This window comes from Streptomyces sp. NPDC050619 (genome assembly GCF_040654815.1).
GTDB lineage: Bacteria > Actinomycetota > Actinomycetes > Streptomycetales > Streptomycetaceae > Streptomyces.
In genome coordinates this window covers 1-17,081 of the sequence record NZ_JBFAIR010000064.1, presented here as the reverse complement: position 1 = coordinate 17,081, position 17,081 = coordinate 1, and the positions used below count along the sequence as shown (strand labels likewise).

Genomic DNA, 17,081 nt, shown 5'->3' with positions numbered 1-17,081 from the left:
GAGCCAGCCATGACCACGACGCCCAGCGAGCAGGTCGTCCACGCCCTGCGGACCGCCATGAAGGACGTCGACCGCCTGCGCAGGAAGAACCGGCAGCTGGTCGCCGCCGCCGCGGAGCCGATCGCCGTCATCGGCATCGGCTGCCGCTACCCGGGCGGCGTGCGCTCCCTGGAGGACCTGTGGCGGCTCGTCGCCGACGGCACCGACGCGGTGTCCACGCTGCCCGCCGACCGCGGCTGGGACCTCACCGCGCTGCGCACCGCCGGCGTCGACGAACACGGGCACGAACTCAGCACGCGCGGCGGCTTCCTCGACGGCGTCGCCGACTTCGACGCCGCGTTCTTCGGCATCTCCCCGCGCGAGGCGCAGCGCATGGACCCCCAGCAGCGCATCCTGCTGGAGATCTCCTGGGAGGCGATCGAACGCGCCGGCCTCGACGCCACGCTCCTGCGGAGCAGCCGCACCGGCGTCTTCATGGGCACCAACGGCCAGGACTACGCCCATCTCGTGCTGCGCTCCCTGGCCGACGCCGACGGCGAGATCGGCAGCGGCATCGGGGCGGGCGCCCTGTCCGGACGGCTCTCCTACACGCTGGGCCTGGAAGGTCCCGCGCTCACCGTCGACACGGCCTGTTCCTCGTCCCTGGTCGCCCTGCACCTGGCCTGCCAGTCGCTGCGGGGCGGGGAGAGCACCCTGGCCCTGGCCGGCGGTGTCAACGTGATGGCGACGCCGGGACCGCTCGTCGAGTTCAGCCGGCAGGGCGGGCTCGCCCGGGACGGCCGCTGCAAGGCATTCGGTGACGGCGCCGACGGTACCGGGTGGGCCGAGGGCGCCGGAGTGCTGCTGCTGGAGCGGCTCTCCGACGCCGAACGGCACGGCCACGAGATCCTCGCCGTCGTGCGGGGCTCCGCAGTCAACCAGGACGGCGCCTCGAACGGTTTCACCGCGCCCAACGGCCCCTCCCAGCAACGCGTCATCCACGCGGCCCTCGCGGCCGCCCGCCTCACGCCCGCCGACATCGACGTCGTCGAGGCCCACGGCACCGGCACCCCGCTCGGCGACCCCATCGAGGCGCAGAGCCTGCTCGCCACCTACGGCCAGGACCGCGAACGGCCCCTGCTGCTCGGCTCCGTGAAGTCCAACTTCGGGCACGCGCAGGCCGCCTCCGGTGTCGCCGGCGTCATCAAGACGGTCATGGCGCTCTGGCACGGCATCGTCCCCCGCACCCTGCACGCCGACACCCCCACCCGCCTCGTCGACTGGACGTCCGGCGCGGTGCAGGTCCTCGGCACCCAGCGGTCCTGGCCCGACACCGGGCGCCCGCGCCGCGCCGGCGTCTCCTCCTTCGGCGTGACCGGCACCAACACCCACGTCATCCTCGAACAGGCCCCGCCCGCCGCCGAAACCGAGCCGACGGCACCCGCCCGCACACCGGGCGCACTGCCCTGGCTGCTGTCCGCCGCCACCCCGGCCGCCCTGCGCGACCAGGCCGAGCGGCTGCGCGCCCACCTGGTCGGCGACAGCGACCTGCGCCCCCTCGACATCGCCTACTCTCTCGCCGTCACCCGCGCCGCCCTCGACCACCGCACCGCCGTGGTCGCCGACGCGCACGACAGTGCCCCCTTCTCCGCCGACACCACCGGACCCGGCACCATCAGCGGTCACGTCACCGGCCGGCCCAAGCTCGCTCTGCTGTTCTCCGGGCAGGGCAGCCAGCGGCTCGGCATGGGCCGTGAACTGCACGCCCGGTTCCCGGTGTTCGCCGCCGCGCTCGACGAGGCGCTGGCCTGCTTCGAGCCCGGGCTGCGCGAGGTGATGTGGGGCACGGACGACGCGCTGCTGAACCGTACGGACCACACGCAGGCCGCGCTGTTCGCCGTAGAGGTCGCGCTGTACCGGCTGCTGGAGTCCTGGGGCGTGCGCGCCGAGTTCGTCGCCGGGCACTCGGTCGGCGAGATCGCCGCCGCCCATGTCGCGGGCGTGCTGTCCCTCGCGGACGCCTGCGCGCTGGTGGCGGCGCGCGGCCGGCTGATGGCGGCCCTCCCTCCGGGCGGCGTGATGGTCGCCGTCGAGGCGAGCGAGGACGAGGTACGGCCGCTGCTGACGCCCGGCGTGGCGGTGGCCGCGGTCAACGGGCCGCGCGCCCTGGTGCTTTCGGGCTCGGAGGAGGACGTGGAGGGCCTGCTCGCGGCGCTGGGGGAGCGGCGGCACACCCGCCTAGCGGTGAGCCACGCCTTCCACTCGCCGTTGATGGACCCGATCCTCGACGACTTCCGCCAGGTCGCCACCGGGCTGGCCTGGAACGCCCCGCAGCTCGCGGTGGTGTCGGGGCTGACCGGCAGGATCGCCGAGCCGGAGGAACTGTGCTCCGCGGAGTACTGGGTACGGCACGCCCGCGAGACCGTGCGCTTCGCCGACGGTGTGACAGCCCTCGCGGACGCCGGGGCCACCGCCTTCCTGGAGGTCGGCCCGGACGCCGTACTGTCCGCCGCCGCGCTCGCCTGCCTGCCCGAACGGGCCGTCGTGCGGCCGTTGTTGCGCCGGGAGACGCCCGAGGAGCCCGCTCTCGTCACCGGCCTCGCGGGGCTGCACGTGCACGGCGTCGCCGTCGACTGGGCCGCGTTCTTCGCCGGCACCGGCGCCCGCCGCGTGGACCTGCCGACGTACGCCTTCCAGCGCGAACGGTACTGGCCGGCCGGCGGCGCCCGTGACCTGGAGGTGTCCGGCGCGGGACTCGAAGCGGTCGGGCACCCGTTGCTCGGTGCCGCGATGGTGGTGGCGGGCTCCGACGACCTCGTGCTCACCGGCGTGCTCTCCACCGCCGTACAGCCCTGGCTGGCCGACCACCGCGTCGGCGGCATGATCTTCTTCCCCGGCACCGGCTTCCTGGAGCTGGCCATCCGCGCCGGCGACCAGGTGGGCTGTGCGCGCGTCGCCGAACTGGCCCTCACGGTGCCGCTCGTGCTGCCCGAGGGGGGCGCCGTACAGGTACAGCTGAAGGTCGGCGGACCGGACGCGGACGGACGCCGCGAGCTGTGGTTCCACGCCCGCCCCGCCGACCGGTCCGAGGCACCCTGGACCCTGCACGCCACCGGACGGCTCGCCCCCGACGCGGCCGAGCCGGCGCGGTTCGACGCCACCGAGTGGCCGCCGCGCGACGCACAGCCCGTCGACATCACCGACCGCTACGACCGCTACGCCGCCTCCGGCCTCGCGTACGGACCCGCCTTCCGCGGGCTGCGCGCCCTGTGGCGGCGCGGCGAGGAACTGTTCGCCGAGATCGCCCTGGACGCCTCGGTCCGCGACACGGGCGAGTACGGCGTCCACCCCGGCCTGCTGGACTCCGTACTGCACGCGGCCGCCCTGGACCACGACGCCGAGCGCCTGCTGCCGTTCGAGTGGCGGGACGTGACCCTGCATGCCTCCGGAGCCGGGCTGCTGCGGGCCCGGCTGCTGCGTACGGGAGCGGACACCGTCGTGGTCGACGCCGCCGACGCGCACGGGGCTCCCGTGGTGTCGGTCGCCGGGCTCACTCTGCGGGCCGCGCCGGACGAGGCCGCCGCGCCCGCCCTGCCCGATCCGGCCGGCTCGCTGTTCCGGCTGGAGTGGCGGACCCACGAGGTCCACGAGGTGCCGGCCGCCGCGCGGGGCACGTGGGCCCTGGTCGGAGAGGACCCGTTCGGGCTCGCCGCCCACCTGGACGGCGCCGCGCACGTCCCGGCGCTGGACGCGCTGCCGGGTGAGCGGGCACCGCGCCACCTCGTCGTGTCCGTCACCGGGCCCGGCGACGGCGCGGAGGCGGCCCGCGCCGCCACCCGCCACGTGCTCGACCTGCTGCGAGAGTTCCTCGCCGACGACCGCTTCCGCCGCTCCCGCCTGCTGCTGGTGACGCGGGGCGCCGTCGCCGCGACCGACGCCGAGGACGTGACCGACCTGGGCGCCGCCGCCGTCTGGGGACTCGTCCGGTCGGCGCAGGCCGAGAACCCCGGCCGTCTGGTGCTGGTGGACACCGACGAGGCCTCCGCGGCGCTGCTGCCGACCGTGCCCGCCCTGGCCGACGACGACGAACCGCAGGCCGTCCTGCGCGATGGGGAACCGCGGGTCGGACGGCTGGCCCGCGGGGCCGGCGCCGCGCTGGTCCCGCCCGTGAGCGGGCCGTGGCGGCTGGACGTGGCCGACCGCGGCAGCCTGGACGGGCTCGTGCTGGCGCCCTGCGAGCAAACGGAGTTGACAGGACGTCAGGTGCGGGTCGCGGTGCGGGCGGCCGGTGTCAACTTCCGGGACGTGCTCAGCGCGCTCGGCATGTACCCGGGCGAGGCCGGTCCGCTGGGGTCCGAGGCGGCCGGCGTGGTCGTCGAGGCGGGGCCCGAGGCCGGGCTGTGGCGGCCGGGCGACCGGGTCATGGGCATGGTCGCGGGAGGCTTCGCGCCGACCGTCACCGTGGACGAACGGCAGTTGACCGCCGTACCGGCCGACTGGGCCTGGGAGACGGCCGGTTCGGTGCCGCTGGCGTTCCTCACCGCCTACCGGGCACTCGTCGACCTCGCCGCACTGCGCCCCGGCGAGAAGATCCTCGTGCACGCGGGCGCGGGTGGCGTCGGCATGGCGGCGATCCAGCTCGCCCGGCACCTCGGCGCGGAGGTGTTCGCCACCGCCGGCGAGCCGAAGTGGCCCGTCCTGCGCGAACTCGGCGTGGCGGACGACCACATCGCCTCCTCGCGCGACACCGGCTTCGCCGAGCGGTTCGCCGCTGTGGCGGGGGAGGGCTTCGACGTCGTCCTCAACGCCCTGTCCGGCGAGTTCGTCGACGCCTCGCTGCGGCTGCTCGGGCCGGGCGGCCGGTTCCTGGAGATGGGCAAGACCGATCTGCGCGACCTGGACAGCATTCCCGGCGGCATCCGCTACGAGCCCTTCGACCTGGGCTGGGTGGAACCCGACGGCATCCGGCGGATGCTGACGGCGCTCACCGCGCTGTTCGCCGACGGTGCCCTGCGGCCCCTGCCGGTGCGCACCTGGGACGTGCGTCGGGCCGCCGAGGCGTTCCGCTTCATGAGCCTCGCCCGGCACACCGGCAAACTCGCGCTCACCCTGCCGCGCACCCCGGACCCCGACGGCACGGTCCTGATCACCGGCGGTACCGGCGGCCTCGGCAGCCTGCTCGCCCGCCACCTCGTCACCCGCCACGGCGCACGGCACCTGCTGCTCGCCTCTCGCCGCGGACCTGACGCGCCCGGCGCCCGCGAACTGCGCGAGGAGCTCACCGAGCACGGAGCCGAGGTCGACGTCGTCGCCTGCGATCTCACCGCGCCCGGCGCCGTACGCGCCCTGCTGGACGCCGTCCCCGACGAGCGCCCGCTGACGGCCGTCGTGCACACGGCGGGCGTCCTCGACGACGGCGTGCTGGACGCCCTCACGCCGGATCGCCTCGACACCGTGCTGCGGCCGAAGGCCGACGTGGCCTGGCAGCTGCACGAGCAGACGCGCGACCTGGACCTGGCCGCGTTCGTGCTCTACTCGTCCACCGCCGGCCTGATGGGCAGCCCCGGCCAGGCCAACTACGCCGCCGCCAACGCCTTCCTCGACGGGCTCGCCGAGCACCGCAAGGCCCACGGGCTGCCCGCGCTGTCCCTGCGCTGGCCCGGCTGGGCGCAGGACGGCGGCGGCATGACCGCCACCGTGTCCGACCGCGACCTGAGACGCACCTCGGCCCTCGGGCTGCCGCCACTGACCGCCGAACAGGGCCTGGCCCTGTTCGACGCCGCGCTGGCCACCGACGCGGCCGCCCTCGCGCCGCTGCCCGTCGGCGGCGCGCCCCTGCCCCCCTCCGTCGCCGTGCCCGCGCTGCTGCGGGGCCTGGTCCGGCCCGGACGGCGTACCGCGGGCGGCGGGACGGTGACGCGCGGTGCGCTCGTCGACCGGCTCGCGGCACTGCCCGCCGACGAGCGGCGCCGCCACCTCGTGGAACTGGTGCGGGCCGAGGCCGCGGGCGTCCTTGGCCACGGCACGAGCGAGGCGGTCGACGCCGACCAGGAGTTCCGCAGGCTCGGCGTGGACTCGCTGACCGCGATCGAACTGCGTAACCGCCTGGCCACCGCCACCGGCCTCCACCTGCCCGCCACGTTGGTCTTCGACTACCCCACACCGCGCCGTCTCGCCGTCCACCTGCTCGGCGAACTCGTCGAGGAGGGCGTCGTCGGCGACGCCCCCGCGACGCCGATCGCGTCCGGCACCGACGTCGCGGACGACCCCCTCGCCGTCGTCGGCATGGCCTGCCGCTACCCCGGCGGCATCACCTCGCCCGAAGAGCTGTGGGACTTCGTGGCGGCCGGTGGCGACGCCATCTCCGGCATGCCCGACGACCGGGGCTGGGAGAAGCACACCGGCGTCACCTCGGCCGACGGGGTGGCCGGCGGTTTCCTGCGCGGCGCGAGCGAGTTCGACGCCGCGTTCTTCGAGATCTCCCCGCGCGAGGCCATGGCGACGGATCCGCAGCAGCGGCTGCTCCTCGAGACCGCCTGGGAGGCCCTCGAACGGGCCGACCTCGACCCGCACAGCCTGCGCGGCAGCCGCACCGGCGTCTTCGTCGGCCTGAGCGGCCAGGACTACGGCACCCTCGTCATGCAGTCCTCCGTCGACGTCGAGGCCCACGCCACCACCGGCCTCAACACCAGCGTCGCCTCGGGGCGTCTGGCGTACGTGTTCGGGCTGGAGGGCCCGGCCTTGACCGTCGACACCGCCTGCTCGTCGTCGCTCGTCGCCCTGCACCTCGCCGGGCAGGCGTTGCGCGGCGGCGAGTGCTCTCTCGCCCTCGTCGGAGCGGTCACCGTGATGTCCACCCCCATGGGCTTCGCCGGGTTCTCCCGCATGGGTGGCCTCGCCACGGACGGCCGCTGCAAGGCCTTCGGTGACGGCGCCGACGGGACCGGCTGGTCCGAGGGCGTCGCCGTTCTCGTCGTGGAGCGGCTGTCGGACGCCGTACGCAACGGGCACGAGGTGCTGGCCGTCGTGCGGGGCTCGGCGGTCAACCAGGACGGCGCCTCCAACGGGCTCACCGCGCCCAACGGCCCCTCCCAGCAGCAGGTCATCCGCCAGGCCCTCGCGGGCGCCGGGCTCACCCCCGCCGACGTGGACGTCGTGGAGGCGCACGGCACCGGGACCGCTCTCGGCGACCCGATCGAGGCCCAGGCCCTGCTCGCCACCTACGGCCAGGACCGCGAACGGCCGCTGCTGCTCGGCTCGGTGAAGTCCAACCTCGGCCACACCCAGGCCGCCGCGGGCGCCGCGGGCCTCATCAAGACCGTGATGGCGATGCGGCACGGAGTCCTGCCGCGCACCCTGCACGCCGACCCGCCGTCCCGGCACGTCGACTGGTCGAGCGGGGCCGTGCGGCTGCTCACCGAGAACCTCCCCTGGCCGGACACCGGCCGCCCGCGCCGGGCCGGTGTGTCCTCGTTCGGCATCAGCGGCACCAACGCCCACATCCTCCTCGAACAGCCGCCCACCGCGCCGGGGTCGGGTGGTGCGGCTGCTTTGGCGTCGGGTTCGGGTGGTGCGACGGCTTTCGCGCCGGGTTCGGAGCGTGCGGTGGCTGCCGCAGCCGGGTCGGAGCGTGCGACGGCTACCGCGTCGGGTTCGGGTGGTACGACGGCCACCGCGTCGGGGCCGGACCGTGCGACGGCAACTGTGCCGGGTTCGGAGCATGCGACGGCCGCCGCAGCTGGGTCGGAGCGTGTGACGGCCGCCGCAGCCGGGTCGGAGCGTGCGGCGGCTACCGCGTCGGGTTCGGGCGGTACGACGGCTACCGCGCCGGGGCCGGACCGTGCGACGGCCACTGCGCCGGGTTCGGAGCATGCGACGGCCGCCGCAGCCGGGTCGGAGCGTGTGACGGCCGCAGCCGGGTCGGAGCGTGCGGCGGCTACCGCGTCGGGTTCGGGCGGTACGACGGCCACTGCGCCGGGTTCGGGCGGTACGACGGCCACTGCGCCGGGTTCGGAGCGTGCGGCGGCTGCCGCAGCCGGGTCGGAGCATGCGACTGCCATCGCAGCCGGTTCGGAGCATGCGACTGCCATCGCAGCCGGGTCGGAGCGTGCGACTGCCATCGCACCGAGGTCGGACCCCGCGACCGCCGCCGCCCCGCTGCCGTGGGTGATCTCCGCGCGCACCGAGGCCGCCCTCGACGCGCAGATCGAGCGGATCCGGTCGGCCGCCGCCGGGCTCGACGCCCGCGACGTGGCCTGGACCCTGGCCGGCCGCGCCGCCCTCGAACACCGTGCCGTCCTGCATCCCGACGGCACCACGGAACTCGCCCGAGGCCTGGCCGCCGACCGCCCCCTCGCCGTCGTCTTCCCCGGCCAGGGCAGCCAGCGCCTCGGCATGGGCCGCGAACTGCACGCCCGTTTCCCGGCGTTCGCCGCCGCCCTCGGCGAGGTCCTCGGCCACTTCGGCACCGCGGTCCGGGACACGATGTGGGGCACGGACGAGGCGCTGCTCAACCGCACGGACCACGCGCAGTGCGCGGTGTTCGCCGTAGAGGTGGCGCTCTTCCGGCTGCTGGAGTCGTGGGGCGTCACCACCGCCCACGTGACCGGCCACTCGGTCGGTGAGGTGGCCGCCGCCCATGTCGCGGGCGTGCTGTCCCTCGCGGACGCCTGCGCACTGGTCGCGGCGCGGGGCCGGCTGATGGCGGCGCTGCCGCCCGGCGGCGTCATGGTCGCGGTCGAGGCGACCGAGGACGAGGCACGGCCGCTGCTCACCGACGGCGTGTCCCTCGCGGCGGTCAACGGCCCCACCGCGGTCGTCGTCTCCGGCGCCGAGGACGAGGTGACCGCTGTCGTGGCGGCCCTCGGGGAGCGGCGGCGCACGCGCCTCGCCGTGAGCCACGCCTTCCACTCCCCGCTCATGGAGCCGATGCTGGACGACTTCCGGCAGGCCCTCGCCCGGCTGGAGTTCCGCGCCCCCCGGATCACCGTGGCGTCGGCCCTCACCGGCCGTATCGCCGGGCCGGAGGAGCTGTGCTCGGTGGAGTACTGGGTGCGGCACGCCCGGGAGACCGTGCGGTTCGCCGACGCGGTCGACGCCCTGCGCGCGGCCGCCGCCGGGGCCTTCCTGGAGGTCGGCCCGGCGGGCGTGCTCAGCGGCCTCGTCCTCGCCGGAAGCCCGCGGGACACCGTCGCCGCCCCGATGCTGCGCCGCGACCGGGGCGAGGAGGAGGCCGTGGTCGGCGCGCTGGCCACGCTGCACGTCGCCGGAGTCCCCGTCGACTGGCGTGCCCTGGGCGCGGGCACCGGTGCACGCCGGGTGGAGCTGCCGACGTACCCCTTCCAGCGGCAGCGGTACTGGCCCGACGGCGGTCCCGTCGCCCCGCCCGCCCCTCATGCCGAACCGGCCACGGACGGCTCCGCCTCCCGCGAGGCGCTCGTCGCGCGGCTCGTCGCCCTCGGCCCGGACGAGCGACGTCGGCACCTGCTGGGGCTGGTGCGCGCCGAGACGGCCGTCGTGCTCGGCCACCGAGGCCGCGACGAGATCGACCCCGACCACGAGTTCGGCCGGCTGGGCATGGACTCGCTCACCGCCGTGGAGCTCGGCCGACTCCTGTCCACCGCCACCGGACTCCACCTGCCCGCCACCCTGGCCTACGACTACCCGAGCCCGCGCCGGCTCGCCGCCCACCTGCTGGCCGAACTGCTCGACGACGGCACCGCCGACCGGATCGCCGAACCGGCCGGGCGCCCGGCCCAGGACGAACCGCTGGCCATCATCGGCATGGCCTGCCGTTTCCCCGGAGACGTCAGTACCCCCGAGGAGTTCTGGGAGCTGATGCTCGCCGGCCGCGACGGCACCGGCCCCTTCCCGGACGACCGCGGCTGGGACCTCGACACCCTGCACGGCGCCGGCCCCGGCAGCAGCGCCACCACCCGCGGCGGATTCCTGCACGCCGCCGCCGACTTCGACCCGGGCTTCTTCGGTATCAGCCCCCGCGAGGCGCTCGCGATGGACCCGCAGCAACGGCTGCTCCTTGAGACCTCGTGGGAGGCTTTCGAACGCGCCGGCCTCGACCCCGACGCCCTGCGCGGCAGCCGCACCGGCGTCTTCGTCGGCACCAACGGCCAGGACTACGTCCACCTGGCCACCCGCGCCCGCGAGGACATCGGCGGCCACCTCGGCACCGGTCTCGCCGCCAGCGTGATCTCCGGCCGGCTGGCGTATGTGTTCGGCCTGGAGGGCCCGGCCCTGACCGTCGACACCGCCTGCTCCTCCTCCCTCGTCTCGCTGCACCTGGCCGGCCAGGCGCTGCGCAACTCAGAGTGCGAACTCGCCCTGGCCGGCGGCGTCACCGTGATGACCACCTCGGTCAGCTTCGTCGGCTTCAGCATCCAGGGCGGCCTGGCGGCGGACGGTCACTGCAAGGCGTTCTCCGACGACGCCGACGGCACCGTGTGGTCCGAGGGCGTCGGCATGCTGGTCGTGGAGCGGCTGTCGGACGCGGTACGCAACAGGCACGAGGTGCTGGCCGTCGTGCGGGGCTCGGCGGTCAACCAGGACGGCGCCTCCAACGGGCTCAGCGCCCCCAACGGCCCCGCACAGCAGCGTGTCATCCGCCAGGCCCTCGCCGACGCCCGCCTCACGCCGGCCGACGTGGACGCCGTGGAGGCGCACGGCACCGGGACCCGGCTGGGCGACCCGATCGAGGCCCAGGCCCTGCTCGCCACCTACGGCCAAGGCCGCGAACGGCCGCTGCTGCTCGGGTCGGTGAAGACCAACATCGGGCACACCCAGGCCGCCGCCGGGGTCGCCGGCGTCATCAAGTCCGTGCTCGCGCTGCGCGACGGCCGCCTGCCGCGCACCCTGCACGCCGACACGCCCTCCAGCCGTATCGACTGGTCCTCGGGCGCCCTGTCCCTGCTCACCGACACCACCGAGTGGCCCGAGACGGGCAGGCCGCCGCGCATCGCCGTCTCCGCGTTCGGGATCAGCGGCACCAACGCGCACGTCGTCCTCGAAGGCGCACCCCCGGCGGAGCCGGAGACTCCCGCCCTGACACCCGCTGTCACCCCGTGGCCGCTGTCCGCCCGCACCGAAGAGGCCCTGGACGCCCAGGTCGCCGCGCTGACCGACTGGGCGCGCGGCCGCGACCCGCGCGACGTGGGCCGCTCCCTCGCCGCCCGCTCCGACTTCGCCCACCGCGCGGTGCTCCTCACCGACGGCGAGACGGTCCGCGGCACCGCCGCCGAACGCGGCCCGGCCCTGGTGTTCTCCGGTCAGGGCACCCAACGGCCGGGCATGGGACGGGAGTTGTACCACCGCTTCCCGGTGTTCGCCGACGCCTTCGACGAGGTGCTCACCCACCTCCCGCCCGGCCTGCGGGACATCGTCTGGGGCGACGACCCCGAGGCGCTGCGCCGCACCGAGCACGCGCAGCCCGCCCTGTTCGCTCTCCAGGTCGCCCTGCACCGCCTCGTCGCATCCCTGGGCGTCACGCCGCAATACGTCACCGGACACTCGGTCGGCGAGATCGCGGCCGCCCAGGTCGCGGGCATCCTGACCTTGGAGGACGCCTGCGCCCTGGTCACCGCCCGAGCCCGCCTGATGGGTGAACTGCCGCCGGGCGGCGTCATGGTGGCCGTGACCGCCACCGAGGACGAGGTGGCGGCGCTCCGCACCGAAGAGGTCGCCATCGGTGCGGTCAACGGCCCCTCGGCTGTGGTGCTGTCCGGCACCGAGTCCGCCGTCGAAGCCGTCCTCGCCCGGCTCGGCGACCGCCGCACCCGCCGGCTGGAGGTGTCCCACGCGTTCCACTCCCCGCTGATGGACCCGATGCTCGACGACTTCCGGGCCGTCACCGCCACCCTGACCCACCACCGGCCCCGCACCCCGTTCGTGTCCGCGGTGACCGGCGCCCCGGCGGGAGACGACCTCGCCTCGCCCGAGTACTGGGTGCGGCACCTGCGCGAGACGGTCCGGTTCGCCGACGCCGTCCGCACGCTCGCCGGCACCGGCGCCGACGCGTTCCTGGAGATCGGCCCCGACGGCGGCCTCACCTCCCTGATCGCCGACCTCGCGCCCGACGCCGCCGTCGCCGTACCGCTGCTGCGCCGCGACCGCCCCGAGGAGGCGTCGGCGGTGACCGCGCTCGCCACCCTGTACGCCGAGGGCGTCACCGTCGACTGGACCGCCCTGTACGCCGGCACGGGCGCCCGGCGCCTGCCCGAGCTGCCGACCTATCCCTTCCAGCGGCGCCGGCTGTGGCCCACCGCGTCCCTGCGCTCGGCCGACGCGAGCGGACTCGGGCTCGCCGCCACCGACCACCCCCTGCTCGGCGCCGCGCTGCCGGTCGCCGGGGCCGGGGAGCTGGTGCTCACCGGCACCCTGTCGCGCACCCTGCACCCCTGGCTCGACGGCTGTGCCGTGGACGGCGCGGTCCGGCTGCCCGGCGCCGCCCTCCTGGAGGCCGCCGTACGCGCCGGCGACCGGGTGGACACGCCGCACGTCGCCGATCTCACCCTCACCGAGCCGGTGACCGTGCCCGACCAGGGCGCGCTTCAACTCCAGCTCCGCATCGGCGCGTGCGACGACGACGGTGGCCGGCCCGTGTGGTGCCACACCCGGCCCGCCCACGAGCCGGACGCTGCATGGACCGAGCACGCCCACGGCCGGCTCACCCGCGAGGAACCCGCCCCGGCACCGGACATCACCCGGTTCGCCGCGGTCCAGTGGCCGCCACCCGACGCCACCGAGCTGGCCGTCGACGACCTGTACGACCGGCTCGCCGACGCCGGGCTGGAGCACGGCCTGGCCGCCCGCGCCCTGCGCGCCGCCTGGCGGCACGGCGACGACCTGTACGCCGAGGTCGCGCTGCCCAAGGAGACCGGCGAACACGCCGGGTTCGGAATGCACCCGGTCCTCCTGGACGCCGCCCTGCACGCCGCGCACCTCGTCACCGGGGCCGAGGAGACGGAGCCCGAGCGGCTGCTCGCCGTCCGCTGGGGTGACGTGTCCCTGCACGCCGTATCGGCCACCGAACTGCGGATACGGCTGACCGGCAGCGGCGACAGCCGCGAACTCCTCGCCGCCGACCCCTCCGGCGCGCCCGTGCTCACCGCGCGCACCGTCGTCCTGCGCTCGGCGGAGCGCCGGGCCGACGCCCCCGCCGCCGGACCCGACCTGCGCACCTCCCTGTTCCGCCTGGACTGGGAGGAGCGGCCCGCCCCGGCCGCCTTCGCCGAGCCGACCCCCTGGTACCTCCTCGGGCCCGACGACACCGAGCCGTCCGTCGCCCTCGGCTCGCTCGCGGTACCAGTGAAGTCCCTGGCCGAACTGCGAGAAGGTGACGACGCGCGGGTGCGGACGATCGCCGTCCCGCTCACGGGCCGACTCGACGACGCCGTCGCAGCGGTCCACGAGCTGACGCACCGCGCGCTGACGCTGATGCAGGAGTTCCTCGCCGAGGACCGGTTCGCCCGCACCCTCCTGGTGTTCGTCACCCGGGGCGCGGTCGCACCGCACGGCGAGGAGGTCACCGACCCGGCCGCCGCCGCGGTCTGGGGCCTGGTGCGGTCCGCGCAGATGGAACACCCCGGCCGGTTCCTCCTCGTCGACGTCGACGGCGGCGCGTCCTCCGCGGCCGTGCTGCCCGCCCTGCCGGACACGGACGAGGAGCAGTTCATGGTGCGGGAGGGATGCGTGCGCGTGGCGCGCCTCGCCCGCGTGCCCGACGCCGCCGCCACGGCCGACGCCGGCCCGGCCCGCTGGCGTGCCGACGGCACCGTGCTGATCACCGGCGGCACCGGCGGACTGGCCCGGATCCTCGCCCGGCACCTGGTCACCGCCCACGGCCTGCGGCACCTGCTGCTGGCCGGCCGGCGCGGCCCCGACGCCCCCGGCGCCGTGGAGCTGCGCGACGAACTCGAAGCCCTCGGCGCCCGGGTCACCCTGGCCGCGGCCGACGTCGGCGACCCGGCCGACGTGGCCGCCCTCGTCGCCGGCGTCCCCGCCGAGCACCCGCTGACCGCGGTCGTGCACACCGCCGGCGTCCTCGACGACGGTGTCCTGGACGCCCTCACCCCGGACCGGTTCGGCGCCGTCCTGCGGCCCAAGGCCGACGCCGCCTGGCACCTGCACCGGGCCACCCTCGACCTGGACCTCGACGCCTTCGTCACGTACTCCTCCACCGCCGGCGTCGTGGGCAGCCCCGGCCAGGCCAACTACGCCGCGGCCAACGCCTTCCTCGACAGCCTCGCCCAGCACCGCGCCGCCACCGGACGGCCCGGCCACTCGCTGGCCTGGGGCCCCTGGGCGCACGCCGCCGGCATGACCAGCGGGCTGAGCGAGGACCACGTCCGGCGCATGAACCGCTCCGGCACCCCGCCTCTCGACGCGGAACTGGGCCTCGCCCTGTTCGACGCGGCCACCGCCCGCGGCGACGCGCGGCCCGTGCTGATGCGCACCGCCGCCCGCGCCGGCGCGGCGCTGCCGTTCGCCGGACCGGTGCCCCCCGTCCTGCGCGGGCTGATCGGCGGACGCCGCACCGCCGCGGGCCGCAACCGCGCCGCCGAACTCACCGCCCGCCTCGACGGACTGCGCCCGCAGGACCGCACCCGGCACCTCACCGACCTGGTGCGCACCGAGGCCGCGAGCGTGCTCGGCCACGACACCCCCGAACAGATCGGCGCCGAGGAGGAGTTCTCCCGGCTCGGCTTCGACTCCCTGACCTCCGTGGAGATGCGCAACCGGCTCGCCGCCGTCACCGGGCTGCGCATGCCCGCCACCCTCGTCTTCGACCACCCCACGCCCCAGGCCGTCGCCGAGCATCTCGCCGAGCGACTCGGCCGCGGTCGGACACCACCCGAGGGCGCCCTGCACGCCGAACTCGACCGCCTGGACACCGCCCTGGCCACCGCTCTCGCCGCGGACCGACTCGACCCGGCCGTCCGGACCGGCACCGCCGCCCGGCTACGGGCCCTGCTCGCCCGGATCACCGACGACGGCGGCGAAGGGCAGGGGGCGGACGACGACGTGCGCGAGCGCATCGGCGCCGCGAGCGCCGAAGACCTCATCGCCTTCATCGACAGCGAGATCGGCCGACCCACCGACCGCTGAACCGGTCGTATCCCCCCACCGATCTCCCACCGAGGAAAGGGCATCGACCATGCCGGACGAAGCGAAACTCGTCGAGTACCTCAGGTACGTCACCGCTGACCTGCACGAGACCCGGCGGCGTCTCGACGAGGCCGAGTCGGGACGCCACGAGCCGGTTGCCGTGGTCGGCATGGCCTGCCGTTTCCCCGGCGGGGTGCGCACCCCGGAGCAGCTGTGGGAGCTGGTCGCCTCCGGCACCGACGCCATCACCGCGTTCCCCGCCGACCGCGGCTGGGACCTCCAGGGCCGCGGCGGCTTCCTCGACGACGCCGGCGGCTTCGATCCGGGCTTCTTCGGCATCAGCCCCCGTGAGGCGCTCGCGATGGACCCGCAGCAGCGGCTGCTGCTGGAGACGTCGTGGGAGGCGTTCGAGCGGTCCGGCGTCGACCCGCAGAGCCTGCGCGGCAGCCGGACCGGCGTCTTCGTCGGCACCAACGGCCAGGACTACGTACGGCTCGTGCACACCGCGAAGGAGGACCTGTCCGGGCACGCAGGCACCGGCCTCGCCGCCAGCGTGATATCCGGCCGCGTCGCCTATGTCCTCGGTCTGGTGGGCCCTGCGGTCACCGTGGACACGGCGTGCTCGTCGTCGCTGGTGTCGCTGCACCTGGCGGCGCAGGCGCTGCGCAGCGGCGAGTGCTCGCTCGCCCTGGCCGGCGGTGTCACCGTGATGACGACGCCGGCCGCCTTCGCGGGCTTCGACGTCCAGGGGGGCCTCGCGGCCGACGGCCGCTGCAAGGCGTTCTCCGACGACGCCGACGGCACCACCTGGTCGGAGGGTATCGGCGTCGTCGTACTCGAAAAACTGTCGGACGCGGTGCGGGGCGGCCGCCACATCCTGGCCGTCGTGCGTGGCTCCGCCGTCAATCAGGACGGTGCGTCCAACGGTTTGACGGCGCCGAACGGTCCGTCGCAGCAGCGGGTGATCCGGCAGGCGCTGGCGTCGGCGGGGCTGGGCCCGGCCGAGGTGGACGCGGTGGAGGCGCACGGCACCGGGACGCGGCTGGGCGACCCGATCGAGGCTCAGGCGTTGCTCGCGACGTACGGTCAGGATCGGGAACGGCCGCTGCTGTTGGGCTCGGTGAAGTCCAACATCGGGCACACCCAGGCCGCTGCCGGTGCCGCCGGACTGATCAAGTCCGTCATGTCCCTGCGGCACGGCGTCCTGCCGGCCACCCTGCACAGCGCCCGCCCCTCCAGCCACGTCGACTGGACCGAGGGCGCGGTCGAGCTCCTCACCTCCGCCACCGACTGGCCGGACACCGGGCACCCCCGCCGGGTCGGCGTGTCGTCGTTCGGCATCAGCGGCACCAACGCCCACGTCATCGTCGAGCAGCACACCCCGGCCACCGCCGCCGCCGACCCCGAGCCGCCCACGGCCACCCCCGGCGTCGTGCCCTGGCCCGTGTCCGCCCGCACCGAGACCGCGCTGCACCACCAGCTCGACCGGATCCGCGCCCACGCGGGGGGCCGCCCGGCGCTGGACATCGGCTACTCCCTGGCCACCGCGCGGTCGGCCTTCGAGCACCGCGCCGTGCTGCTCACCGCGGGGGAGCAGCCGGTCGAGGTGGCCCGGGCCGAGGCACAGGGCGGGCCGCTCGCCGTGCTGTTCTCCGGACAGGGTGCCCAACGACTGGGTATGGGAAGGGAGTTGTACGGCCGGTACCCGGTGTTCGCGCAGGCCCTCGACGAGGTACTGGCCGAACTGCCGCCCGGCGTACGGGACGCGATGTGGGGCGACGACCCGGCCCCGCTGGAGCGTACGGGTGTCGCGCAGCCGGCGTTGTTCGCTGTCGAAGTGGCCCTGTATCGCCTCGTCGAGTCGTTCGGCGTCAGGCCCGACCACGTCGTCGGTCATTCGGTGGGTGAGATCGCGGCGGCGCATGTGGCGGGTGTGTTGTCGTTGCGGGATGCGTGTGTGCTGGTGTCGGCGCGGGCGCGGTTGA

The 17,081-nt window shown here is 75.6% G+C and carries 2 protein-coding genes; both read left to right on the top strand.

Annotation, left to right across the window (positions count from 1 at the left end):
- Positions 1-9 precede the first annotated feature (9 nt).
- Positions 10-15,096: an SDR family NAD(P)-dependent oxidoreductase gene (locus tag AB0I77_RS50535; protein ID WP_363289772.1), complete on the top strand. Its 15,087-nt coding sequence runs from the start codon at positions 10-12 to the stop codon at positions 15,094-15,096.
- 49 nt (positions 15,097-15,145) lie between these two features.
- Positions 15,146-17,081, top strand: a 1,936-nt coding sequence (locus tag AB0I77_RS50530; protein WP_363289771.1) for a type I polyketide synthase, incomplete at its 3' end; no start/stop codon positions are given.